Source organism: Micromonospora vulcania (assembly GCF_042658605.1).
Lineage (GTDB): Bacteria > Actinomycetota > Actinomycetes > Mycobacteriales > Micromonosporaceae > Micromonospora > Micromonospora vulcania.
Genome location: NZ_JBHSQS010000002.1, coordinates 199686 through 223175 on the forward strand (window position 1 = coordinate 199686; position 23490 = coordinate 223175).

Annotated in this window: 19 protein-coding genes; 10 read left to right on the plus strand and 9 right to left on the minus strand. The window is 73.0% G+C overall.

The features are described from left to right. Positions 1–42 precede the first annotated feature (42 nt). Together npdG and ACFQGL_RS03555 are read left to right on the plus strand one after the other, a co-directional pair. Positions 43–741: an NADPH-dependent F420 reductase gene (gene npdG / locus ACFQGL_RS03550; RefSeq protein ID WP_377505200.1), complete on the plus strand. Its 699-nt coding sequence runs from the start codon at positions 43–45 to the stop codon at positions 739–741. A gap of 271 nt (positions 742–1012) precedes the next feature. Then, entirely contained in the window at positions 1013–2263 is a 1251-nt protein-coding gene (locus tag ACFQGL_RS03555) for an HNH endonuclease signature motif containing protein (protein WP_377505203.1), read from the plus strand. 459 nt (positions 2264–2722) lie between these two features. On the opposite strand, the gene panB is transcribed toward ACFQGL_RS03555, so the two are convergent. Beyond that, positions 2723–3568: a 3-methyl-2-oxobutanoate hydroxymethyltransferase gene (panB, locus tag ACFQGL_RS03560; RefSeq protein ID WP_377505206.1), complete on the minus strand. Its 846-nt coding sequence runs from the start codon at positions 3566–3568 to the stop codon at positions 2723–2725. Between the two features lie 262 nt (positions 3569–3830). After that, entirely contained in the window at positions 3831–5588 is a 1758-nt protein-coding gene (locus ACFQGL_RS03565; RefSeq protein ID WP_377505209.1) for an NAD+ synthase, read from the minus strand. A gap of 248 nt (positions 5589–5836) precedes the next feature. On the opposite strand from ACFQGL_RS03565, the gene ACFQGL_RS03570 reads away from it, so the two are divergent. Both ACFQGL_RS03570 and ACFQGL_RS03575 read left to right on the plus strand, forming a co-directional pair. Next, positions 5837–7186: a glutamine synthetase family protein gene (locus tag ACFQGL_RS03570; RefSeq protein WP_377505212.1), complete on the plus strand. Its 1350-nt coding sequence runs from the start codon at positions 5837–5839 to the stop codon at positions 7184–7186. A 91-nt stretch (positions 7187–7277) separates the two neighbouring features. Then, positions 7278–7703 (plus strand): DUF350 domain-containing protein, encoded by a 426-nt coding sequence (locus ACFQGL_RS03575; RefSeq protein ID WP_377505215.1) that lies wholly within the window; start codon positions 7278–7280, stop codon positions 7701–7703. Between the two features lie 120 nt (positions 7704–7823). Here the strand turns inward: ACFQGL_RS03575 and ACFQGL_RS03580 are convergent, their stop codons facing one another. Beyond that, positions 7824–8294 carry a hypothetical protein gene (locus tag ACFQGL_RS03580; protein WP_377505218.1) on the minus strand — a complete coding sequence of 157 codons (471 nt, stop codon included), beginning with the start codon at positions 8292–8294 and terminating at the stop codon, positions 7824–7826. A gap of 189 nt (positions 8295–8483) precedes the next feature. Between ACFQGL_RS03580 and ACFQGL_RS03585 the strand changes: the two genes are divergently transcribed. After that, positions 8484–9377 carry a Vgb family protein gene (locus ACFQGL_RS03585; protein WP_377505221.1) on the plus strand — a complete coding sequence of 298 codons (894 nt, stop codon included), beginning with the start codon at positions 8484–8486 and terminating at the stop codon, positions 9375–9377. Between the two features lie 82 nt (positions 9378–9459). Here the strand turns inward: ACFQGL_RS03585 and ACFQGL_RS03590 are convergent, their stop codons facing one another. Next, positions 9460–10392, minus strand: coding sequence for a S66 peptidase family protein (locus ACFQGL_RS03590; protein ID WP_377505224.1), 933 nt, complete (start codon positions 10390–10392; stop codon positions 9460–9462). 101 nt (positions 10393–10493) lie between these two features. Here ACFQGL_RS03590 and ACFQGL_RS03595 point away from each other — a divergent pair, with 101 nt between their 5' ends. Further along, positions 10494–11261, plus strand: coding sequence for a type 1 glutamine amidotransferase (locus ACFQGL_RS03595; protein ID WP_377505227.1), 768 nt, complete (start codon positions 10494–10496; stop codon positions 11259–11261). Continuing rightward, on the plus strand, positions 11261–14308 hold the full coding sequence (locus tag ACFQGL_RS03600) for a bifunctional [glutamine synthetase] adenylyltransferase/[glutamine synthetase]-adenylyl-L-tyrosine phosphorylase (protein WP_377505230.1): 3048 nt from the start codon (positions 11261–11263) through the stop codon (positions 14306–14308). Before ACFQGL_RS03595 ends, ACFQGL_RS03600 begins: the two co-directional genes overlap by 1 nt. Before the next feature lie 56 nt (positions 14309–14364). Here ACFQGL_RS03600 and ACFQGL_RS03605 read toward each other — a convergent pair whose 3' ends face one another. Next, positions 14365–15981, minus strand: a complete 1617-nt coding sequence (locus tag ACFQGL_RS03605; RefSeq protein ID WP_377505233.1) for a hypothetical protein — start codon at positions 15979–15981, stop codon at positions 14365–14367. 44 nt (positions 15982–16025) lie between these two features. Between ACFQGL_RS03605 and mptB (ACFQGL_RS03610) the strand changes: the two genes are divergently transcribed. Next, positions 16026–17426: a polyprenol phosphomannose-dependent alpha 1,6 mannosyltransferase MptB gene (gene mptB, locus ACFQGL_RS03610; protein ID WP_377505236.1), complete on the plus strand. Its 1401-nt coding sequence runs from the start codon at positions 16026–16028 to the stop codon at positions 17424–17426. 14 nt (positions 17427–17440) lie between these two features. Next, positions 17441–18982 (plus strand): polyprenol phosphomannose-dependent alpha 1,6 mannosyltransferase MptB, encoded by a 1542-nt coding sequence (mptB, locus tag ACFQGL_RS03615; RefSeq protein ID WP_377505239.1) that lies wholly within the window; start codon positions 17441–17443, stop codon positions 18980–18982. Positions 18983–19088: 106 nt separating this feature from the next. On the opposite strand, the gene ACFQGL_RS03620 is transcribed toward mptB (ACFQGL_RS03615), so the two are convergent. From ACFQGL_RS03620 to glnA, 3 genes are all read right to left on the minus strand, one after another. Further along, the gene (locus ACFQGL_RS03620; RefSeq protein WP_377505242.1) at positions 19089–20066 is read right to left on the minus strand and encodes a hypothetical protein; all 978 of its coding nucleotides are present in this window, start codon (positions 20064–20066) and stop codon (positions 19089–19091) included. Next, positions 20063–20428 (minus strand): PadR family transcriptional regulator, encoded by a 366-nt coding sequence (locus ACFQGL_RS03625; protein ID WP_377505244.1) that lies wholly within the window; start codon positions 20426–20428, stop codon positions 20063–20065. The genes ACFQGL_RS03620 and ACFQGL_RS03625 overlap by 4 nt, the downstream gene beginning before the upstream one ends. Positions 20429–20511: 83 nt before the next feature. Next, the gene (gene glnA, locus ACFQGL_RS03630) at positions 20512–21936 is read right to left on the minus strand and encodes a type I glutamate--ammonia ligase (RefSeq protein ID WP_377505247.1); all 1425 of its coding nucleotides are present in this window, start codon (positions 21934–21936) and stop codon (positions 20512–20514) included. A gap of 263 nt (positions 21937–22199) precedes the next feature. On the opposite strand from glnA, the gene ACFQGL_RS03635 reads away from it, so the two are divergent. Further along, positions 22200–22598, plus strand: a complete 399-nt coding sequence (locus tag ACFQGL_RS03635) for an RDD family protein (RefSeq protein WP_377505250.1) — start codon at positions 22200–22202, stop codon at positions 22596–22598. A 67-nt stretch (positions 22599–22665) separates the two neighbouring features. On the opposite strand, the gene ACFQGL_RS03640 is transcribed toward ACFQGL_RS03635, so the two are convergent. Beyond that, positions 22666–23355: a DUF4191 domain-containing protein gene (locus ACFQGL_RS03640; RefSeq protein ID WP_377505253.1), complete on the minus strand. Its 690-nt coding sequence runs from the start codon at positions 23353–23355 to the stop codon at positions 22666–22668. Positions 23356–23490: the final 135 nt, after the last annotated feature.

Sequence of the window (23490 nt, forward strand, 5' to 3'; positions counted from 1 at the left end):
CTGGCGCTGCTGCCGCACGGGGCGGTTTGCGAGGATGAGCCCATGGCATACGACGCGAGCACGCTGCCCGACGTGTCCGGGCTGACGGTCGGCATCATCGGCGGCACCGGCGACCAGGGGCGGGGCCTCGCCTACCGGTTCGCCCGCGCCGGGCAGACGGTGCTGATCGGCTCCCGGTCCGCGGAGCGGGCCGCCGAGTCCGCCGCCGAGATCGCCGCGCTGCCCGGGGTGCCGGCCGAGGCCAGCGTCACCGGCGCGGCCAACGACGAGGTGGCCCGAGGCAGCGACGTGGTGATCATCGCGGTGCCGTGGGACGGGCACGCCGCGACCGTCGCCGCCCTCGCCGAGCCGCTCGCCGGCCGGATCGTCGTCGACTGCGTCAACCCGCTGGGCTTCGACAAGCAGGGCCCGTACGCGCTCACCGTCGCCGAGGGCAGCGCCGTCCAGCAGGCCGCCGCGCTGCTGCCCGACTCCCGCGTCTGCGCGGCGTTCAACCACGTCAGTGCACCGCTGCTGGCCGACCCCGAGGTCGACCGGATCGACCTGGACGTACTGATCTGCACCGAGGACCGGGAACTCGTCGACGTGGTCGGCGCGCTCGCCGCCCGAATTCCGGGCATGCGCGGCGTGTACGCCGGCCGGCTGCGCAACGCCCACCAGATCGAGGCGTTCACCGCCAACCTGATCGCCATCAACAAGCGCTACAAGGCACACGCGGGCATCCGGGTCACCGACATCTGAGCCTTCGCGTCGGCTGATCGGCCGACGCAATGACCGACCGTGGCCAAGTGGTGCTGATCGACCGGCTGGTTGCGCCCCGCTTGCCAGCCGGCGGCCTGCCTGTCGCCTTGCTTGCCGGCCTGCCAGCCGCCTTGCTTGCCGGCCTGCCAGCCGCCTTGCTTGCCGGCCTGCCAGCCTGTCTGCCACCTCTGCCGCCGCGACCTCGGGGGCAGCTGCAGTCCAATCGATCATGGTCGCTGAGATTGTCGTACACCTGTTCTAGTCTCGGGTTGTGATTGAGGAGTTGGCGCAGGCGGAGGCGGCGGTGGCCGCGTGCGTCGATGCGCCGGCGTGGGCGCTGGCCGAGTCGGATCTTGTCGCGGCGCTGGATGCGGCGCATCGCTTGGAGCAGCGGCTGGCGGCGGTGAAGCTGGCCCTGGTGCGGGAGGTGCACGGTCGTGGCACGGCGGTGGCGCAGGGCGCGTCGTCGACGGCGGTGTGGCTGCGTGAGCGGCTACGGCTCACCGTCCCGGCCGCACGTCGGCTCGTCGACCTCGCCGGCACGCTGGATGCCGGATCGCCCGGGGTGCGGGCCGCTCTGGCCGCCGGGGACATCAGCGTGGAGCAGGCTCGGGTCATCGCCGACACGGTCGAGACCGTGCACACCACCGCTGGCGCTGAGGCCGCTGAGAAGGCCGTCGGTGTGCTGGTCGACTGGGCTGGCCAGTTCGAGCCGACCCTGCTGCGCAAGCTGGGCACTCGCATCCTCGAGCACGTCGCCCCGGAGATCGCCGACGCCGCCGCCCGAGCCGCGCTGGACGCCGAGGCCCAGCGGGCCTGCCGAGACCGCCACGTCACGCTGTCCGAGATGCAGGATGGTCGCCTGCGCCTGACCGGCAACCTCGACGCCGAAGCAGCCGGCCTGCTGCGCGCGGCGATCGACCCGTTGACCGCACCATTTGGTCCCGACGATGCACGAACCGCCGGGCAACGCCGCCACGACGCCCTCGCCGAGCTGTGCCGACTGGCTCTGCGCACAGGTGAGCTACCCGCACACGGCGGCGAGCCCGCACAGGTCGTCATCACCACCAGCTACGACACGCTGACCCGGCACCTCACCACCGGCACCCTGGACACCGGCCTGCACCTCACCCCCGAGACGGTCCGCCGCCTCGCCTGCGACGCCGTGATTCTGCCCGCCGTCCTCGGCAGCACCGGTCAGGTCCTCGACGTCGGCCGACAACGCCGCCTCATCACCGGCCCACTACGCCGCGCCCTGGTCCTGCGCGACCGCGGCTGCGCCTTCCCCGGCTGCGACCGCCCACCCCGCTGGTGCGACGCCCACCACATCCACCACTGGACCAACGGTGGGGCCACCAGCCTCGACAACGCCGTCCTGCTCTGCGGCCACCACCACCGGCACATCCATTGCGGCGAGTGGACCGTCCGATTGGCCGGCGACGGCCAGCCCGAGTTCGTTCCACCAGCTTGGCTCGACCCCGACCAACTACCCCGCCGCAACCACTACCACCGACGGACGTGACCGCAATCGTCGAGCCGTGGGCCGTGGGCCGTGGGCCGTGGGCCGTGGGCCGTGGGCTGTGGGCTGTGGGCCGTGGGTCGTGGGTCGTGGGTCGTGGGCTGTGCAGCGGCGCAGCGGTGTGCCGTGGGCCTGCACTTCCGGGTCGCTGACCCGGTGTAGCCGCATGCTGTACGTGGGCCAGCGCCGCCGGGTCGGCGATCCGGTGCAGCCGCGTGCAGCGAGCCACCGGGTCGCCGGTCGCCGGTCGCCGGTCGCCGGTCGCCGGTCGCCGGGCGCCTCGGCCCTGGCACCGGGACTACCCGCCGAGCCGGATGGCGGTGGCGCGGCGGTGGCGCGGCGATGGGGCGGCGGGGCCGGCAGACGAACGGAAGCTCCGTGCCAGCCGATCCCGCCGCCGCGTGGACCGTTCTCAAGGGTGGCGGCCCGTTCTGAGGGCGGCCCGTTCTGAGGGCGGCCCGTTTAGAAGGTGTGTTCGGCCGTTGGGAACTGGCCGCCGCGGACCTCGTCGGCGAACTGGCGGGTCGCGTCGGTGAGGGCGCCGGCCAGGTCGGCGTACCGCTTGACGAAGCGCGGCGCCTTGCCGGTACGTAGGCCGGCCATGTCCTGCCAGACCAACACCTGCGCGTCGGTCTCCGGGCCGGCCCCGATGCCCACGGTGGGGATCGCCAGCTCGTGGGTGATCCGCTTGGCGACCTCGCCCGGCACCATCTCCAGTACGACCGCGAACGCGCCGGCCTCGGCCACTGCCCGGGCGTCGGCCAACACCTCGTCGGCGGTGTCGCCCCGGCCCTGTACCCGGTAGCCGCCCAGCGTGTGCTCGCTCTGCGGCGTGAAGCCGATGTGCGCCATCACGGGTATGCCGGCACCGACGATCGCGGCGATCTGCGCCGCACAGCGGCGGCCACCCTCCAGCTTCACCGCGTGGCAGCCACCCTCTTTCATGAACCGTACGGCGGTCCGCAGGGCCTGGGTCGGGCCCTCCTCGTACGAGCCGAACGGCAGGTCGCCGACGATCAGCGCCTGCCGGGTCGCCCGCACCACGGCCCGTACCAGCGGCAGCAGTTCGTCGGCGGTGATCGGCAGGGTGGTCTCGTAGCCGAACACGTTGTTCGCGGCGGAGTCGCCGACCAGCAGCACCGGTACGCCGGCCTGGTCGAAGATGGACGCCGTGTACTGGTCGTACGAGGTGAGCATCGGCCACCGTTCGCCGCGTTCCTTGGCGGCGATCAGGTCGCGGGTACGGACCCGTCGAGTGGCCGGGCCGCCGTAGAGGGCGGTCACCTCGCTCGGAGTGGACTGCACCATCACTGTCTCCTTCCTCGAGGCCGCCTGCGCGGTCCCCGGGTTCTGTCGCGATCGTCGCACCGCGGGGCGGGGTGACGGCAGGGAGCAGTGCGAGATGTCACTCCACCGGGGCGAGACGCCGGACCGGGCAACCGGCCCGACGCCCAACCCGGACCGCCGACCGAGGACCGAGGACCGCCGACCGAGGACCGAGGACCGAGGACCGCCGACCGAGGACCGCCGACCGCCGACCGCCGACCGAGGACCGCTTACGCAGGCCCGCTCAGCCGTCCTCGCGCCACCGGTTGGTGATCGGGAGCCGGCGGTCCCGACCGAACGCCTTCATGGAGATCTTCGTGCCCGGTGCCGACTGCCGTCGCTTGTACTCGGCGGTATCCACCAGCCGGAGCACCTTGTCCACGACCGCCGGGTCGTGGCCCGACTCGATCAGTCCGTCCCGGCCGAGGTCACCGTCGACGTAGCCGATCAGGATCGGATCCAGCACGTCGTAGTCGGGCAGGGTGTCGCTGTCGAGCTGGCCCGGGCTCAGTTCGGCGCTCGGCGGCTTGCCGATCGAGTTCTTCGGGATCGGCGCGGTCTCGCCCCGCCGGGCCGCGTCCGCGTTGCGCCACTTGGCCAGCCGCCAGATCAGCGTCTTCCAGACGTCCTTGACCGGGTTGAAGCCGCCGACCGAGTCGCCGTACAGCGTGGAGTAGCCGACCGCCAGCTCGCTCTTGTTGCCGGTGGTCAGCACCAGGTGGCCCTCCTGGTTCGACAGCGCCATCAGGATCACCCCGCGTACCCGAGCCTGCAGGTTCTCCACCGCGAGCCCGGAGAGCGACAGGTTGGCCAGGAAACCGTCCACCATCGGCTGGATCGGCTCGATCCGGTAATCCAGCCCGGTGCGCTTGGCCAGGTCGGCGGCGTCCTCCCGGGAGTGCTCGGAGGAGTGCTGGCTGGGCAGCGACACTCCGGCCACCCGATCCGGCCCGAGTGCGTCGACGGCCAACGCGGCCACCACCGCGGAGTCGATGCCGCCGGAGAGGCCGAGCACCACCGACGGGAACCGGTTCTTGTTGACATAGTCGCGCAGGCCGAGCACCAGCGCCTGCCACACCTCGGCCTCGTCGGCCACCGGTTCGATCAGCCCGCCGACGGCGGCCGGCCCGGACGGCGTGGGCGGGATGCCGTCCACCGTGCTGTGCGCCACCCGCATGCCGTCCGCGACGATCTCCGTGGCCGGCGGCGTGGCCGCGGCCGGCAACTCCACGTCGTGTACGAGCAGGTGCTCGACGAACTGCGGGGCGCGGGCGAGCAGCTCACCGTCGGCGGTGACGATCATCGAGTCACCCTCGAAGACCAGCTCGTCCTGACCGCCGATCATGTTGACGTACGCGATGGCTGCCTGCGCCTCGGCGGCCCGGCGGCGTACCAGCGGCAGCCGGATGTCGTCCTTGTTCAGCTCGTACGGCGAGCCGTTGATGTTGACCACGAGGCCGACCCCGGCCTGCCGGGCGGCGGCGAACGGGCCGCCGGCCTGCCACAGGTCCTCGCAGATGGTCAGCGCGACGTCCACGCCGCCGATCCGCACCACGGTCAGGGTGTCGCCGGAGACGAAGTAGCGGTCCTCGTCGAAGACGCCGTAGTTGGGCAGGTGGTGCTTGAAGTAGCGGGCGACCACCGCGCCCCGGTGCAGCAGCGCGGCGGCGTTGCGGGCGCCCCGGCCCGGCTCGGCGTCCCCGCTGACCTGCGGTGGGCCGTCGGCGTCCAGGTAGCCGACCACCACCGGCAGGTCGCCGAGGCCGTCCGCGGCGAGGTCCGCGGCGAGTCGCTCCAGGGCCGCGCGGGACGCCGCGACGAAGGAGCGCCGGAAGACCAGATCCTCGACCGGGTAGCCGGTCAGCATCAGCTCCGGAAAGAGTACGAGCTGGGCGCCGGCGTCGGCGGCCTGGCGTGTCCAGCTGCGGACCAGGTCCGCGTTGCCGGCGAGGTCGCCGACGCTCGGATTGACCTGGGACAGGGCGAGACGCAGGGTGGGCATGTCCTCATCTTGCCCCAGCGCGGCGGGGGTGGTCCGTAGCCTCGGACGAGACGGCGGCCACGCTGCGGCACCGCCGCCGCCGAGGGCGGTCCTGATTCGCTGATGCCGCGTCGGGTGCGGCGACGCGAGGGGACGGGCGACGGCGGTTCGCGTAACGTCTGCGTAACCAGGCCCGGGAACACTGGGCGGTCAGGTCGGGTGCAGCCCGGTCGAAGGCGGACAAAAGAGTGTCGCGAGGGGTTGGGGAAGTGGACCGTCAGCAGGAGTTCGTCCTCCGTACGCTGGAAGAGCGGGACATCCGGTTCGTCCGGCTGTGGTTCACCGACGTGCTGGGCACGCTCAAGAGCGTCTCGGTGGCGCCCGCCGAGCTGGAGGCGGCCTTCGAGGAGGGCATCGGCTTCGACGGCTCGGCGATCGAGGGCTTCGCCCGGGTCTTCGAATCGGACATGGTGGCCATGCCCGACCCGACCACCTTCCAGGTCTTCCCGTTCGAGGGTGGGGTCAGCGGCGAGAGCGCGCGGATGTTCTGCGACGTCCTGCTGCCCGACGGCGGTCCCTCCTGGGCCGACCCACGGCACGTGCTGCGCCGGGCGCTGTCCCGGGCCGCCGAGAAGGGCTTCACCTTCTACACCCACCCCGAGATCGAGTTCTTCCTGCTGGAGAACGGCCCGATGGACGGCTCGGTGCCCGTTCCGGTGGACACCGGCGGCTACTTCGAGCACACCACCCACTCGGTGGCGCGGGACTTCCGCCGCCAGGCGGTGCTGGCGCTGGAGCGGATCGGCATCTCGGTGGAGTTCAGCCACCACGAGGTCGCCCCCGGCCAGCAGGAGATCGACCTGCGCTACGCCGACGCGCTGACCACGGCCGACAACATCATGACCTTCCGGCACGTGGTCAAGGAGGTGGCGCTCTCCACCGGAGTGCAGGCCAGCTTCATGCCGAAGCCGTACACCGACCAGCCGGGCAGTGGCATGCACACCCACCTGTCGCTGTTCGAGGGGGAGCGCAACGCGTTCCACGACGGCGGTGACCCGATGAAGCTCTCCAAGGTGGCGAAGTCGTTCATCGCCGGCCTGCTGGTGCACGCCCGCGAATACACCGCGGTCACCAACCAGTGGGTCAACTCGTACAAGCGGCTCTTCCCGCAGGCACTGCCGGACCGGATCACCGAGAGCCCGGCGTACGTCTGCTGGGGTCACCTGAACCGGTCCGCCCTGGTCCGGGTGCCGGCGTACGGCAAGCCCAACTCGGCCCGGGTCGAGGTCCGCTCGTTGGACTCGGCGACCAACCCGTACCTCGCCTTCGCGGTGCTGCTCGGCGCCGGCATGAAGGGCATCGAGGAGGGCTACGAACTGCCGCCGGGCGCCGAGGACGACGTGTGGTCGCTGACCAGCGCCGAGCGGCGGGCGATGGGGTACGAGGCGCTGCCGGAGAACCTCGCCGAGGCGATCGACGTGATGGCCGAGTCCGAACTGGTCGCCGAGGTGCTCGGCGAGCACGTCTTCGACTTCTTCCTGCGCAACAAGCGGGCCGAATGGGAGCAGTACCGCCGCGAGGTCACCCCGTACGAGCGGCAGCGTTACATGTCGCTGTAGCCGCACGGGGCTGACGCGCTTGCGCGCTGCCGCTATCGTCTCGATCACCGCGCCGGCACCCGGCCGAGCGGGACCGGTCGGGAGGCAGTCGGTGCTGGAGGATCTGCTCAGCGGTGCCTGGCAGAGCGTCGTGTTCGGGATCGTCGGTGTGGGGCTGATGGCGGCCGGCTTCGGCCTGGTCGACCTGCTCACCCCGGGGCGGTTGCGGGACCTGATCTGGGTGCAACGCAACACCAACGCGGGGCTGCTGCTCGCCGCCAACCAGCTCGGCATCGCCGGGATCGTCTTCACCGCGATCCTCACCAGCTACAGCGACTTCGGCAGGGGGCTCGCCTCGACCGTGGTGTTCGGGCTGGTCGGGTTGGCCATCATGGCGCTGGCCTTCTTCGTGCTCGACCTGCTCACCCCGGGCAAGCTCGGCGAGATCATCTGCTCGGACGAGCCGCACCCGGCAGCCCGGGTCAGCGCCGCCACCCACTTCGGGGCGGCACTGATCGTCTGCGCCTGCATCGCCTGAGCGCGCAGGGGTTGAAGACCCAGCTCGCCGATGTGGCGGTGTCCGAGCGATCGGGACACCGCCACATCGCCGAAGCGGGGTGGTTCTAGCGGGACCTGCCGGGGGCGGACCCGCTGGGGGTCACTTGCCGGGCGTACCCGTGGGGGCGCCGCCACGCCAGCCGTGGCCGCCGTGGCCACCCGGGCCGGGGAAGACGCCCGCCTCGACGGCCTTGGTGATGGCGTCGGCCTGCTCCTGGGTGAGCTTGCCGTCCTTGACGGCCTGGGCCAGCCGCTCCTTGAGGGCGGCCTGCCGGTCCTCGGCGGACGGACGCTCCGGTCGACCGGCCGGACGGTGCTCCTCGCGCACCTTCTCCAGGGCGGCGGTCACCTTGTCGGTGGGGACACCCAACTCCTTGGCCAGCGCGGCGGCGAACTCGCCCTGACGGTCGGCCTTCGGCGTGGCCGGGGTCTCGGCGGTGCTGCTGGCGCTCGGTGCCGGCGTACCGGCGTCCGCGGCGAACGCGATCGTCGGGGCCGCGATCCCCACGCCGAGCACGCCGGCGGTGGCGAGGCCGGCCAGCAGGTGCTTCTTCGACATCGTGCGGGACATCAGTCCTCCAGGTCGTCCGTAGTGGTTGCGCTGACGTCACCGACAGTGACCGTCGAGCCTGGGCGGGACCCATGGCGAACCTGTCAGCGCGCTGGCAATTCAAGCCCGGCGGCCGGACAAATGGGTTGCCTCGTCGCTGTTCGTCCGGTCAGGGTGGTTCGGCCACCCACGGAAGGACCACAGCTCGTGATGATCGCTGACATCCGGGAGATTCCACTGGCGGAGCCGGGCGCCGGCCCGTACGGCATCACCGTCGGCCCCGACGGCGCGCTCTGGCTGACGTTGGTCCACGCCGGCGCGGTCGCCCGGTTGGGGCCCGATGGCGCGGTCCAGACCTACCCGCTCGATCCGGCCGGTGGCCGGCCACTGATCATCACCGCTGGCCCGGACGGCGCGCTCTGGTTCACCCGCTCCGGCGACGACCGGATCGGCCGGATCACCGTCGACGGCGAGCAGGACACCGTCGCCCTGCCGGCCGGCACCGGGCCCGGCGGCATCGCGGTCGGTCCGGACGGCGCGCTCTGGTACGCGGGGATGACCTCCGACACGATCGGCCGGGTGGACGTCGACGGCTCCCTCGCCTCGTTTCCGCTGCCGGTGACCGGCGGGTTCGCCTCGATGATCACCGCGGGGCCGGACCAGGCGCTCTGGTTCACCCTCAACCAGGCGAACGCGATCGGCCGGATCGACCTCACCGGCGCGGTGACCCTGCACCCGTTACCCACCGCGAACGCCGGCCCGGTCGGCATCACCCTCGGCGGCGACGGTGCGCTCTGGTTCGTGGAGATCACCGCCGGCCAACTGGGACGGATCACCCCGGATGGGCGGATCGACGAGTTTCCGCTGCCGGACCGGGCGGCCCGTCCGCACGCCATCGTGGCCGACGCGGCCGGTGGCGTCTGGTTCACCGAGTGGGGGGCCAACCGAATCGGCCACCGAGACCAGTCCGGCCAATTCCACACCCACGACCTACCCACCCCGAACGCCGAACCACACGGCCTCACGGTCACTCCCGAGGGCGCCCTCTGGGCCGCCCTGGAAATCGGAGCCATCGCCCACCTCACCGTCACCTCACCCGGTTGATCAAGAGGTTCGCGTCAGGATCCCGCCCGACGATGACGCAAACCTCTTGATCACCGGAGGAAGGGGTGGGGTGGGGTGGGGGTTAGGTTACTGCGGGTTGGATTGTGAGGGTTTGGGTTTCGGTGTTGAGGGTGGCTTCGGTGCCGATGGGGACGGTCAACTGGCCCGCGCCGTGGCCGATGGGTAGTCCGCCGAGCACTGGTACGCCGAGGTCGCCGAGGCGTTCGGTGAGCACGTCGGCGACCGTGGTGTCCCAGCCGTCGCCGCAGTCGGTGAACTGGCCGACCGCCACCCCGGCCAGGCCGTCAAATGCGCCGGTCCGGCGGAGTTGGGTGAGCATCCGGTCGACCTTGTACGGGGGCTCCTGCACGTCCTCGATCAGCAGTACGGCCCCGGTCAGGTCGGGCAGGTCCGGGGTGCCGATCGAGGCGGCGATCATGCACAGGTTGCCGCCGAGCAGGGTGCCGGTGGCCCGTCCGGGGACGCGTACTCCGAAGGTGTCCTCGTCGGCCACCGCCGGGACCGTCACCGGTTCGGTGGTCATCAACGCCCGGTGCAGCGACTCGGCCGAGCTCAGCGGGGTGCGCTCGTCCCGCCAGGCGGCCCCGGGCCCGTGCACGCTCGCCAGCCGCGCCCCCCGCCAGAGCGCGAACTGCAACGCGGTGATGTCGGAGAAGCCGGCCACCACCTTCGGGTCCCGACGAACGGCGGCCATGTCGATGGCGTCCACCACCCGCTGGGCGCCGTACCCGCCACGGGTGCAGATCACCCCGCGCACCTGCGGGTCGGCGAACGCCGCGTTCAGGTCCGCCGCCCTCTGCTCGTCCGTGCCGGCGAGGTAACCCCGCCGGGCGTACGCGTTCGGCGCCGGCACCGGCCGCAGCCCCCAGCCGGTGAGCAGCTCCATTCCGCGGGCCACCCGCTCCGGCGAGGTCGGCCCGGACGGTGACACCAGCAGCACCGTGTCACCCGGCCTCAGCACGGGCGGGCGAATGGCGGCGTCTTCGGTGATCACAGCGGCAGAGCCTATCCACCTCGTCCCAGCCGCGTGGCAGGACGCCGACGCGGGCCGTGCCGGAGCGCGGCGTCGCGCGATGCACCGGCTAGCCTCGACGGGTGGCAACCGCGTTGGTGATCGAGAACGACCCCACGGACGACCTACGCCGGCTGGGTGAGTGGCTGACCGAGGCAGGGCTGGAGCTGTGGGTGGTCCGCCCGCACGCCGGCGACGAGCTCCCCGCCGACCTTGAGGGGTACGCCGCGCTGGTGGTGCTCGGCGGCGAACAGCAGGCGTACCCCCTGCCGGACGGCTCGCCCGGCGCACCCTGGTTCCCCCAGGTGGAGGGGCTGCTGCGCAAGGCGGTCCGGTACCGGGTGCCCACCCTGGCGGTGTGCCTCGGCGCCCAACTGCTCGCCACCGCGCACGCCGGGCTGGTCGAGCGGAGCACCTCCGGGCCGGAGGTCGGCCCCGGCGTGGTGGGTCGGCGGGACGCCGCCGAGAACGACCCGCTGTTCCGGTACGTGCCGCTGATCCCGGACGTGCTGCAGTGGCACTCCGACGAGATCACCGAGCTGCCCCGGGGCGCGACGTTGCTGGCCGCGTCCACCCGCTACCCGAACCAGGCGTTCCGGCTCGGCGACCGGGCCTGGGGTCTGCAGTTCCACATCGAGTGCGACACCGCGATGATCGCCGACTGGGCCGCCGACTCGACCCTCCTCGCCGAGCTGGGCTACGACCCGGAGCTGGTGGTCGCGGCGTGTGACTCGGTGATGGTCGACGTCGAGGAGGTCTGGCAGCCGTTCGCCGCCCGGTTCGCCCTGCTGGCCCTGGGCGAGCTGGACGACAGCACGACGCGGCGGGGCCTGCCGCTGCTCGGGCACTGATGACTCGGCCGACCAGGGCACCGGGCCGGCTCGCCCGGTACGGCTTCGGCACCGCCGAGGGCGACGGTGGGGCACGCGCCGCCGACCTGCTCGGCCCGGACGGGCTGCGGCTGTGGCAGCCGGTCGAGCAGGAGCCGGTCGACGACCTGGCGGGAGAACTGCTCGCCGCGCTGTCCCGGGCCGCCGACCCGGATCTGGCGCTGCGTCAGCTGCACCGCATCGTCGAAGCCGAACGCCGGACGATCGGCAACACCCCGCCGCGCGCGAGTGGCACCACGATCGGCGGATCGCCGCTGCTGGCCGAGCTGCACGCCGACCCCGGTCTCCGGCGACGGCTGATCGCCGTGCTCGGCGCCTCGGCGGCGCTCGGTGATCACCTGGTGGCCAACCCCGAGCAGTGCACGTCGCTGCGTACCGCCCCGGACGGGCTCGCGCCGGCCGCCGAGGGGCGGCTGGAGATCGTCGGCGACGGCAACCCGGTGGCGGTGCTGCGGACCGCGTACCGCCTGGCGTTGCTGCGGATCGCGGCGGCCGACCTGACCGGCGGGCGTGGCCTGGAGCAGACCATGGCCGCGCTCTCCGCGCTGGCCGACGCGACGCTGACCGCGGCGTACGAGATCGCCGTCGCGGAGTTGCCGGACGGCACCGCGCGGCCCCGGCTGGCCGTGGTGGCGATGGGCAAGTCCGGCGGCGGCGAGCTGAACTACGTGTCCGACGTGGACGTCATCTTCGTTGCGGCCGAGGACACCGACCTGGCCACGTCCACCCTGGTGGCGACCCGGCTGATCCATATCTGTGGGCTGGTCGCCTGGCCGGTGGACGCGGCGCTGCGCCCGGAGGGCAACCGCGGCCCGTTGGTGCGTACCCTCGCCAGCCACCTGGCCTACTACCGGCGGTGGGCGCGCACCTGGGAGTTCCAGGCGCTGCTCAAGGCCCGTCCGGCCGCCGGTGACCTGCCGCTGGCGCAGGAGTGGATCGACCAGCTCGCGCCGCTGGTCTGGCGTGCCGCCGAACGGCCCGAGGCGGTCGAGGACGTCCGCGCGATGCGCCGCCGGATCATCGACAACGTGCCTCCGAAGGAGCTGGAGCGCGAGATCAAGCGCGGCCCCGGCGGTCTCCGCGACATCGAGTTCGCCGTCCAGCTTCTGCAACTCGTGCACGGGCGCGGCGACGAGACGCTGCGGGTGCCGGGCACCATCCCGGCACTGCGCGCGTTGGTCGCCGGCGGCTACGTGGGCCGCGCCGACGGGGAGGCGCTGCTGCGCGGCTACCGCTTCCTGCGCGGCATCGAGCACCGCCTGCAGATGCAGGGCCTGCGCCGCACGCACACCGTGCCCACCGAGCCGACCGCGCTGCGCTGGCTCGCCGCCGCGCTGGGCTACACGGCCACGCCGGGCCGCAGCGCCGTGGAGAGCTTCCGGGCCGAGTGGGTCACCCACGCCGCCGAGGTACGCCGACTGCACGCCAAGCTGCTCTACCGGCCGCTGCTGGAGTCGGTGGCCCGCGTACCGGCCGACGGGCTGCGGCTCACCCCGGAGGCGGCCCGGCACCGGCTGGAGATCCTCGGCTTCGCCGACCCGGCCGGGGCGCTGCGTCACCTCCAGGCCCTCACCGGCGGGGTGAGCCGTACGGCGGCGATCCAGCGGACCCTGCTGCCGGTGCTGCTCAGCGAGTTCGCCGACGCGCCGGAGCCGGACCGGGGGCTGCTCAACTACCGGAAGGTCTCCGACAAGCTGGGCAGCACCCCCTGGTACCTGCGGCTGCTGCGCGACGGCGGCCCGATCGCCCGGCGGCTGGCCCGGGTGCTCGCTCTCTCCCGGTACGTCTCCGACCTGCTGGCCCGGGACCCGGAGGCGCTGCGCCTGCTCGCCGAGGAGAACGAGCTGGTGCCGCGCCCGCGCGAGGTGCTGCGGGAGGGCTTCCTCGCGGCGGCGGCCCGCCACACCGACCCGGTCGAGGCCACCCGGGCGGTCCGCGCGCTGCGGCGCCGGGAACTGGTCCGGGTGGCCTGCGCCGACCTGCTCTGTCGGGCCGGTTCGCTGGCACCCACGCCCACCCGGCCGGAGGGTGCGAGCCGGCGGGCTCCCGGGCTGGCCGACGTCACCGCGGTAGGTACGGCTCTCGCCGACGTCACCGACGCCACCCTGGCCGCCGCGCTGCGGGCCGCCCAGGTCAGCCAGCCGCCGCCGCCCGGGCTGCGGTTCGCGGTGATCGGGATGGGCCGGCTCGGCGGGTACGAGTCGAACTACCTCTCCGACGCCGACGTGCTCTTCGTGTACGACCCGCCGCCCGGCAGCAGCGAGAGCGCGGCCAGCGCCGCCGCGCACGCGATCGCCGAGGAACTGCGTCGACTGCTCGGCATGCCCGCCACCGACCCGCCGCTCGGTGTGGACGCCGACCTGCGCCCGGAGGGCCGACAGGGCCCGCTGGTACGCAGCCTCGCCGCGTACGCCCAGTACTACGCCCGCTGGTCGCGGGTGTGGGAGGCGCAGGCGCTGCTGCGCGCTCGGTTCGTCTGCGGCGATGCCGACCTGGGCGCCGAGTTCGAGGCGATGGTCGACCCGGTGCGCTACCCGGCCGACGGGCTCACCCGCGAGCAGATCGTCGAGATCCGCCGGATCAAGGCCCGGGTGGAGACCGAGCGGCTGCCCCGGGGCGCCGACCCGGCCACCCACACGAAACTGGGTCGCGGTGGGCTGGCCGACGTGGAGTGGGCGGTGCAGCTCGTCCAGCTCCGGCACGCCGGCGCGGTCCCGGCGCTGCGCGGTACGCGTACCCTCGACGCTCTCGCGGCCGCCGCCGAGGCCGGCCTGGTCGACCCGGCGGACGCCGCGGAGATGGCCGCCGGCTGGTCCCTGGCCGCGCAGGTCCGCAACGCGCTGATGCTGGTCCGGGGCCGGGCCGGCGACCAGATGCCCCGGCACGGGGTGGAGCTGGCCGGGGTGGTCCGGCTGCTCGGCCGGGACGACCCGGGGGAGTTCCTCGACGAGTACCTGCGCACCGGCCGCCGCTCCCGCGCCGCCGCCCAGCGCGTGCTGGAATCGTAAGGAAGGGCACCTTATTAACGCCTGGTGTAGAGGAAGGGTCCCTTCCTAACAGGTGTTCAGCTACCGAGGGTGTACTCGCCGGAGCGGGGGACCGTGACCGTCGTCCACGGCCCGGCGGCGGCGACCGTGGCACCACCCGACGCGCTCAGCCAGCGGCTGTGCCGGACCCGGACCGTCACCGGGCCGGCGGTCGTGGCGCGGAACGTCACCGCTGCGCCATCGGCGCGGACCAGCTCGGCCGGGGCGGCGACCAGCGGCGTCGGGTCGGCCACCGCCCAGACCCGCCAGTGCGGGCCGGACCAGACCGGCGTCAGGTACGGCAACCCGCCCTCGACCAGCTCCGCTTCGGCCCGCCCGACCCAGGACAGCGGGGCGTCCGGCACCGCCACATACTGCACGGCGTTCTCGGTCAGCCACTCCCGGTAGCTGGTCGGCGTCAGCGGTACGCCGGTGCCGGGCGCGCCGGGCACCGTGGTGAAGAACAGCGGGTTGCGGTCGATGTCGGCCTGGCGCAGCCAGCCCCGGGCCAACGGCACCTCGCCCAGCCGGGCCGCCTCCCAGTAGTTGCGGGTCGGCGGCACCTCCACCCGGCCGGTGAGCCGCTGGCCGGCCAGGAACGCGCGCAGCGGCGCGTGGTAGGCGGGCTCGCTGGTCGGGTCACCGATGCTGCGCAGGTCGGCGGCGACCACCGGCGGCTGCCAGAAGCAGACCGCCGCCAGCAGCGCGGCCAGACCGACACCGCCCAGCAGCCGAGCCCGCCGGGGCGTCGGGGCGCTGGCCGCCGTGGCCGACCGGCGGGCCAGCCGGGCGGAGAGCCAGGCCGGCGGGCGGGCGGTGGCGGCCAGCACCGGCAGCGCGAACATCGTCACCAGCCGGGTCGCGTTCAACCCCACCGGCGTGTGCACCAGCGCGGCCGCGAGCACCCCGGCGGCGGAGAGCAGCGCGCCGACCCGAACCGGCCGGTACGCCACCAACGCGGCCACCACCAGGCTGGTCAGCACCGCGCGCAGCGCGTCGGTGCGGCTGATGTTCATCCACCCGCCGTCGCCGAACAGCAACGCGGTCCCGGCCAGCGGCACGGCCGCCGCGATCCCGAGCGTCAGACCGTCGGCGTACCGGCGGGCGAGCAGCAGCGCGACGCCGACGAGGCCGACGAAGAGACCGGCCACCGGGCTGGTCGCCGAGGCCAGCAGCGCGCCGGCCGCGGCGAGCGCGAGGCGCCACCCCGACAACCTCCGGCCCGACGGTACGCCTCGGGTGAGCGCGAGCAGCGCGGCCAGCCCGAACGCGACGCCGAGGGCGTAGGTGACCCGGCCGGAGACCAGGTTGCCGGTGAGGGTGACCACCCCGACCAGGCTGCCCAGCAGCGGCCGGCGCACCCCGCTGCGGACCAGCAGCGCGGCGAGCGCGGCCGACGACGCCACCAGGGCCAGCGCACCGGTCACCCGTACGCCGAGCAGCGCCATCACCGGTTGCGAGATGAGGCTGTAGCCGAACTGCTGCACGCCGCCGTACCAACGCAGGTCGATCGGTGTGCCGCCGTGTGCGGCGAAGAAGTCCGCCCGGGCCACCTGCGCGGCGAGGTCCGACCCGGTCACCGGCAGAGCCAGCCAGAGTACGCCGAGCACGACGGCGGCACCGGTGGCCACCGCCACCACCCGACTGCGCCGCATGCCCACCTCCGTACCGCGACAACCGTACTGGCAGCATGTCCGGCGTGCCTCACCACCTCGCGCGTTGGACCGGAGTGGCGGGATCGGCTCTCCTGGCCGTCGCCGCCTTCCTCGGCGGCGCCCTGCCCGGCTCACCCCTGCGCCCCACCCCGGTCAGCATCTGGCAGGGATCGAACGGGCCGCTGGTCATCGCCGCCTGGCTGGTCGGCACCGCGCTGCTGGCCGGCGCCTGGTGGTCGCTGCGCGAGCAGGTGCCGTCGACCCGCTGGGCGCTGGTCACCATCGGGCTCTGGCTGCTGCCGGTGCTGATCGCGCCGCCGCTGGAGAGCCGGGACGTCTACGCGTACGCCTGCCAGGGCGCCAGCTACGCCGCCGGGATCAACCCGTACGAGCAGGGTGTCTCCGCGCTGCCCTGCCCCTGGCTGGACACCATCTCGTACATCTGGCGGGACACCCCGGCGCCGTACGGGCCGCTGTTCGTGGTGCTCGCCGGCGCGGTGGTCAAGGCCACCGGCTCGCTCACCGCCGCGATCGTGGTGTTCCGGTTGATCGCGGTGGCCGGGGTGGCGCTGACCGCGCTCGGCCTGCCGGTGCTGGCCCGCAGGGCCGGCGTACCGGCGAGCCGGGCCATCTGGCTGGCGCTGGCCTGCCCGCTGGTCGCCGTGCACCTGGTCTCCGGCGCGCACAACGACGCCCTGATGGTCGGCCTCCTGGTCGCCGGGCTGGCGGTGGTGGCCTCCCGTCCGGGTCGCCCCGGGCCGCTGCTCGCCGGTGGCGCGTTACTCGGACTGGCCGCCGCGATCAAGGTGACCGCGCTGGTCGTGGTGCCGTTCGCCGCGCTGGTCGCGATCGTCGGCGGGTACTCGATCCGGGCGCTGATCCGGCACGGCGGGTGGGTGGTCGGCGGCGCGGTCGCCGTCGTGGTCGGGGTGACCTTCGCCGCTGGGCTGGACTTCGGCTGGGTCGGCGGGCTGGCCCGGGGCGGCGACGTGATCGCCTGGACCTCGCCGTCCACCGCGATCGGGCAGACCGTCGGCTACCTGGCGGTGCCGTTCGGTGGACACATCGACGCGTTGCCGGTCACCCGGGGGATCGGCATGGCCGTGCTGGCGGTGGTGCTGGTCTGGCTCTGGTGGCGGGCCCGTAACCGGGAGCCGCTCTGGTACGCCGGCCTCGCGCTGGCCGCCACGGTCGTCCTCGCGCCGCTGTTCCACCCCTGGTACTGGATCTGGCCGCTGGCCGTACTGGCGGCGACCGCCCGACGCACCGGCTGGTTCACCGTGCTGGCCCTGGTCGCCTCGTTCCTGGTGCTGCCGGACGGCACCGGGCTGCCCCGCTACACCAAGTCGGTGGGTGCGCCACTGATGACGCTGTTGGTGATCGTGCTGGTCATCCGGTTGGTACGGTCGGCTCGGGCGGCCCGGACGCCGGTCGCCACGAACTGAGGGAAGGTGCGCCGGTGACCGCTCCCGGCGCCGCGCCGACCCCGTCCGCCGCTGCCTCAGCCGGCCCGCGCGTCGCCCGTTACGCCGGTCTGGCCGGCGCGGTCCTGCTCACCATCGCCGGCCGGGCCGGCGGGGCGCTGCCCGACGCCCCGCTGGGCGCGACACCGGCGTCGATCTGGCGTTCCCCGGACGGCCCGGCGACGTTGACCTGCTGGCTGGTCGGCACGGCGCTGCTGGTCGGGGCCTGGTGGTCACTGCGCGCGGGTGCGCCGTCGGGCCGCTGGGCGTACGCCACCGCGGGGCTCTGGACGCTGCCGCTGCTGGTCGCGCCGCCACTGGGCAGCAGGGACGTCTACTCGTACGCCTGCCAGGGCTGGACGTACGCGCACGGCGTCGACCCGTACGCGGTAGGTGTGGCGGCGGCTGGCTGCCCGTGGCTGGATTCGGTGGCGCCGATCTGGCGGGACACCCCGGCACCGTACGGGCCGGTCTTCGTGCTGCTCGCGGCGCTCGCGGTGAGCCTCGGCGGCGGGCTCACCGGCACGATCGTGCTGCTGCGGGTGATCGCCGTGGCGGGGTTGCTGCTGGCCGCGCTCTGCCTGCCCGGACTGGCCCGGGCAGCCGGGGTGCCGACTCGCCGGGCCGCCTGGCTGGCGCTGGCCGCTCCGCTGGTCGGCGTACACCTGGTGGCCGGGGCGCACAACGACGCGGTGATGCTGGGTCTGCTGCTGTGTGGGCTGCTGGTGGTGCTCCGCCGACCGGGTCGGCCGGTGGCGCTGCTACTCGGCGGGGTGCTGCTCGGGTTGGCGGTGACGGTGAAGGCGAGCGCCGTGGTGGTGGTGCCGTTCGCCGCGCTGGCCGCGGTGCACGGCCGGTACACCGTACGGGCGCTGCTGCGCGACGGTGGCTGGGTGGCGCGCGGGCTGCTCGCCGCCCTGCTGGGCACCTCGGCGTTGTCCGGTCTCGGGTTCGGCTGGGTGGCCGGGCTGACCCGCAGCGGGGACTCCGAGCAGTGGACGTCACCGCCGACCGCGGTCGGCTTCGTGGTGGATTACGCCGGCGCTCTGCTCGGCCGCAAGCCCGACGCGGTCCCGGTGACCCGCGCGGCGGCGTTGCTGCTGCTCGCGGGGGTGCTGGTGGTGCTCTGGTGGCGGGCCTGGCGGGCGTTGCGGGGACTGAACGAGGTCCGGCACCGGGTGACGCGGATCGAGGCACTGCGCCCCCGGGCCGCGCTGTACGGTGCCGGGCTGGCGCTGGCCGCCACGGTCGTGTTGTCCCCGGTCTTCCACCCCTGGTACGCGACCTGGCCGCTGGCGTTGCTCGCCCTCACCACCACCCGAACGACGTGGTTCGTGCTGCCGGCCGCCGCGGCGGCGTTCCTCGCCCTGCCCGACGGCACCAACCTGGCACGCGTCACCAAGGCCCCCGGCGCCCTGGCGATGACCGCCCTGCTCCTGTTTCTCCTGTACGCGTCCCGCCACGGACGAGCGTCGCGCGCGGCCCGCACCCAGCCCACCTCCGGGGCCCGTTTGGACGATCACGAGGCCGGCGGCTAACAAATCGGAAGAATCGCCGCGCCAGCGTGTGATTACAACCATGGGGCCGGGGCCGGGGCCGGGGCCGGGGCCGGGGCCGGGGCCGGGGCCGTGTGGGCGTGGGCGGTCAGCGGTGGGCGTTCCACGTCGGGCCGGGGCTGGAGGGTCGGGCCAGTCGGGCGCGTACGGCAAGGGCCACCGGTAGCAGGGCAGGGCCGACCAGTGCGACCAGGCCAGCCGTCGCGGCCAGCGCCGTCCAGTTCGGGGAGAATGCGGCCGGATTGCCGTCCGCCGCCCCGGCCAGGGGTTGCAGGGCCAGCAGGCCCACCGGGGTGAGCAGGATCAGGGCCGCCCAGCCGCCCCTCTGGTCGCCGCGCAGCGCCAGTCCCATGGCGAGCAGCATGGCCACCGCGAGCACCGCCACGGCGGTGTTCTGCAACATCAGATCCGCCCTCACCGCGCGGTAGGTCCAGGCGAAACTGCTCGGCGACAAGCTCGCCGCCAACGCAAGGCCGGCGGCGGCGGCGACCAGCGGTGTCACCCGCAGCGACACCGGCCGCTCGCGGGACGCGCCGAGCGCCACCAGCCCCAATCCGAACTGAGGAACCAGCACGAACAGCGGCGGGCGGGGCAGGTCGGTGAGCGCGGCGGCGGGGACGAGCGCGACCGTGAGGAGCACCGCGAGCGCGACCGCGCGTCGGTGCCACCGGCCGGGCGCCAGCGCGTGCGCCGCCGCGGCGAGCAGCCAGCCGACCCACGTCACGATGCCGAGCGAGACGAACGGCCCGACCGACGGCTCACCGGAGCCCGGCGGTGCGGGGCGCAGTTCGAGCACCGTCCACATGCCAGCGAGCGTGATGGCGGTGAGCAGGGCCACCGCGGCCGCGAGGCGTACGCCCGGGACCAGGTGGATCACCCCGGCGGCGCGTACCCGCTGGCGGAGCCCGCCGCGCAGGAGGTCCGCGACGTCCGCGGGTAGCGGCCAGTGGCGGCCCGGCTGGGCCAGGTCCAGGTACGTGCCGACGATCTCGGCGCCCCGGACCCTCCGGTAGTCGGTGGGGTACGCGCGCAGCAGGCGCAGGTAGCGGCGCTCCAGATCGCTCATGCCAGCCCTCCAGCCACGCGCGGGGTGACCGGCCGGGTGACGCGAGCCCGCTGGGCCAGCCGGGCGCTGGCCGCCTCGACGTTGCGGCGTAGCCGCTCGGTTTCGGCGCTGAGCGTGGCATCGCCGGCGGGGGAGAGCCGGTAGTAGCGGCGCAACCTGCCGTCCACCACCTCCTCCCGGTCGACGTCGACCAGGCCGGCGTCGACCAGCCGGTCGAGCGCCCCGTAGAGCGTCCCGGGGCGCAGTGACACACGGTTGTCGGAGAGGGTGGCGACCTCGCTGATCAGCCCGTAGCCATGCATCGGCTCGACGGCGAGTGCGGTGAGGATCAGGAACGTTGGTTCCCGCAGGGGTGTGTCCATGGGCCCCAATATAACGGACGCGAAGGTATATCGGAGGGTGGTAGGTGAGCGTGCCCGGCCCAGCCGGTGGAACGGGTGACTGCTCAGCAGTCGTAGTACATGGCGAACTCGTGCGGGGTCGGGCGCAGGCGCACCGGGTCGACCTCGTTGGCCCGCTTCCAGTCCACCCAGGTGGAGATCAGGTCGGGGGTGAAGACGCCGCCGTCGAGCAGGTAGTCGTGGTCGGCCTCGAGCGAGTCGAGCACCGCCGGCAGCGAGCCCGGCACCTGCTTGACGTCGCCCCACTCCTCCGGCGGGAGGTCGTAGAGGTCCTTGTCGATCGGCGTCGGCGGCTCGATCTTGCTCTTGATGCCGTCCAGGCCGGCCATCATCATCGCCGAGAACGCCAGGTAGACGTTGGCCGACGGGTCCGGAACCCGGAACTCGACGCGCTTGGCCTTCGGGTTGCTGCCGGTCACCGGGATGCGGGTGCAGGCGGAGCGGTTGCGCTGCGAGTAGACCAGGTTGACCGGCGCCTCGAAGCCCGGCACCAGGCGGCGGTACGAGTTGACCGTCGGGTTGGTGAAGGCCAGCAGCGACGGCGCGTGGTGCAGCAGACCGCCGATGTACCAGCGGGCGGTGTCGGACAGGCCGGCGTAGCCGGTCTCGTCGTAGAACAGCGGCTCACCGTTGAGCCAGAGGCTCTGGTGGGTGTGCATGCCGGAGCCGTTGTCGCCGAACAGCGGCTTGGGCATGAAGGTGGCGGTCTTGCCGTTGGCCCAGGCCTCGTTCTTCACGATGTACTTGAAGAGCTGGAGCTGGTCGGCGGCGTGCAGCAGGGTGGAGAACCGGTAGTTGATCTCGGACTGGCCGGCGGTGCCCACCTCGTGGTGCGAGCGCTCCACGGTGAAGCCGGTGTCGACGAGCCGGCGCACGATCGAGTCGCGCAGGTCGGCGTAGTGGTCGACCGGGGGCACCGGGAAGTAGCCACCCTTGTAGGCGGTCTTGTAGCCGCGGTTGCCGCCCGGCTCCTCGCGGCCGCTGTTCCAGGCGCCCTCGATGGAGTCGATGTAGTAGAACGACTGGTTCGCCGAGGTCTCGTGGCGGATCGAGTCGAAGATGTAGAACTCAGCCTCGGCACCGAAGTACGCGGTGTCGGCGATGCCGCTCGCCGCCAGGTACGCCTCGGCCTTCTTCGCCACGTTGCGCGGGTCGCGGGTGTACGCCTCGCGGGTGAACGGGTCGTGGATGAAGAAGTTGAGCGCGACGGTCTTCTGCGCCCGGAACGGGTCGACGAACGCGGAGGCGACGTCCGGGAGCAGGAGCATGTCCGACTCGTGGATCGCCTGGAAACCGCGGATCGACGAACCGTCGAACGCGAGGCCGTCGGTGAAGAGGTCGTCGTTGACGGACTCGACCGGCAGGTTGAAGTGCTGCATCACGCCGGGCAGGTCACAGAAACGTACGTCGACGAACTTCACGTCCTCGTTCTTGAGGTATCGCAGCAGTTCCTCGGGATTGGCGAACACACATCCTCCTGGCACGTCCACGGGGTGGCTAGGCTTCTGGCGACGCTATGGCCAGGCGGTTGCCCGGCCATGTCTCCGTTGTTTCTGCCGTGTTACGTCCCTCGCGGAGCGTCAGCGACGCTCCTGTCCACGCTGTCGGTCCGCCACGATCGCCGTACCGACTGTGCCAGTCTAATGACACTTGATGTGGTTAGCCCGTTTCGGCGCGCTGCGTCGGGCGGTACCGGAAGCCCTCCAACCCGGCGCGGATACCCTTGACCGCTGTGACCAACCCGCACGCCCCGGCAGCGCCGGCCACCGACCCGACCTTCACCCCGCCGAGCCTCGGTCGGCGGTTCGGTGCGCTGATCATCGACTGGGTGCTCTCCCTGCTCGTGGCCAACATCTTCGCCGACCCGGTCAGCGACGGCTGGGCGCCGGTGCTCGTGCTGATCCTGGAGTACGGCATCTTCCTCGGCCTCTTCGCGCAGACGCCCGGCATGTACATCACCCGGATCCGCTGCCTGAACTGGCACGACGGCGGACGGATCGGGCTGCTCCGAGGGCTGCTGCGCGGGCTGCTGCTGGCCCTCGTCGTGCCCGCGCTGATCATGGACGAGCACCGTCGCGGCTACCACGACCGGCTCACCGACGCCGTCATCGTCGACGCGCCGCGCCGCTGACCCCCCAACACGAAAGAGCCGGCCCCGCGGGGGGGGCCGGCTCTTTTCGTCGTACGCGACGCAGTGCTCAGCGGCCCCGCTGCTGGCGGAACGCGCCGCCCTGAGGCCGCATGTTCTTCGGGATCGCGCCCTTGGGCATCTGCGGCCGGGCGGTGAGCGCCTTGAGCCGCTTGTCCAGCGAGTTGACGTCCTTACCGCTGAGTGTGCGGGGCAGCCGCAGCAGCGTGGTACGCAGCTTGCGGATCGGCAGCTCGCCCTCGGCCTGCCCGATCACGTAGTCGTGCAGCGGAGCCGAGCCGATCACCTTGGCCAGCCGCCGCTTCTCCTGGCCGAGCAGACCGCGCACCCGCTGCGGGTTGCCCTCGGCCAGCAGGATCACGCCCGGCCGACCGATCACCAGGTGGACCATGTCCATCTGGGTGGTCGAGCTGACCGCCGGGGTCACCCGCCAGTCGCCGCGCATGTTCTCCATGATCTGCGCCGCCGCGCCGGGCTGCCCCTCGGCGGCGTTCATCATCGCCTTGTTCGAGCGCAGGTTGAGCACGATCAGCACCGCGAGCAGGGCGAACAGGATGCCCAGCGGCAGCCAGATCCAGCTCCAGAGGATGACCGCGACCACGGCGAGGGCGAGCGGGATGAGCACCGCCGCGGCGACCAGCGGCGCGAACCACCGGTCCTGCTTGGCGGTGAACTGGAACACCATCCCGATCTGCTTCAGCCGCTGGCCGAACGAGACCTTCTCCTGGGGCTTTGCCATGTCGCAGAGTCTAGTGGGCGTCGCCCGCTCCGATGATCCGCGTCCGGGTCCCGGCCGGCTGAGTACCTTACGTCGCCGTACGCGCCCACGACGGCCGGGTAAGGAGGGCGGGGCCCGGGAAGATCAGGCACTGTG

What these genes read in the sequence shown, in the direction of transcription:
- npdG (WP_377505200.1), top strand. Translation starts at nt 43, where the DNA reads ATGGCATACGACGCGAGCACGCTGCCCGACGTGTCCGGGCTGACGGTC.
- panB (WP_377505206.1), bottom strand. Translation starts at nt 3,568, where the DNA reads ATGGTGCAGTCCACTCCGAGCGAGGTGACCGCCCTCTACGGCGGCCCG.
- ACFQGL_RS03565 (WP_377505209.1), bottom strand. Translation starts at nt 5,588, where the DNA reads ATGCCCACCCTGCGTCTCGCCCTGTCCCAGGTCAATCCGAGCGTCGGC.
- ACFQGL_RS03580 (WP_377505218.1), bottom strand. Translation starts at nt 8,294, where the DNA reads ATGTCCCGCACGATGTCGAAGAAGCACCTGCTGGCCGGCCTCGCCACC.
- ACFQGL_RS03585 (WP_377505221.1), top strand. Translation starts at nt 8,484, where the DNA reads ATGATCGCTGACATCCGGGAGATTCCACTGGCGGAGCCGGGCGCCGGC.
- ACFQGL_RS03600 (WP_377505230.1), top strand. Translation starts at nt 11,261, where the DNA reads ATGACTCGGCCGACCAGGGCACCGGGCCGGCTCGCCCGGTACGGCTTC.
- ACFQGL_RS03605 (WP_377505233.1), bottom strand. Translation starts at nt 15,981, where the DNA reads ATGCGGCGCAGTCGGGTGGTGGCGGTGGCCACCGGTGCCGCCGTCGTG.
- ACFQGL_RS03620 (WP_377505242.1), bottom strand. Translation starts at nt 20,066, where the DNA reads ATGAGCGATCTGGAGCGCCGCTACCTGCGCCTGCTGCGCGCGTACCCC.
- ACFQGL_RS03625 (WP_377505244.1), bottom strand. Translation starts at nt 20,428, where the DNA reads ATGGACACACCCCTGCGGGAACCAACGTTCCTGATCCTCACCGCACTC.
- ACFQGL_RS03640 (WP_377505253.1), bottom strand. Translation starts at nt 23,355, where the DNA reads ATGGCAAAGCCCCAGGAGAAGGTCTCGTTCGGCCAGCGGCTGAAGCAG.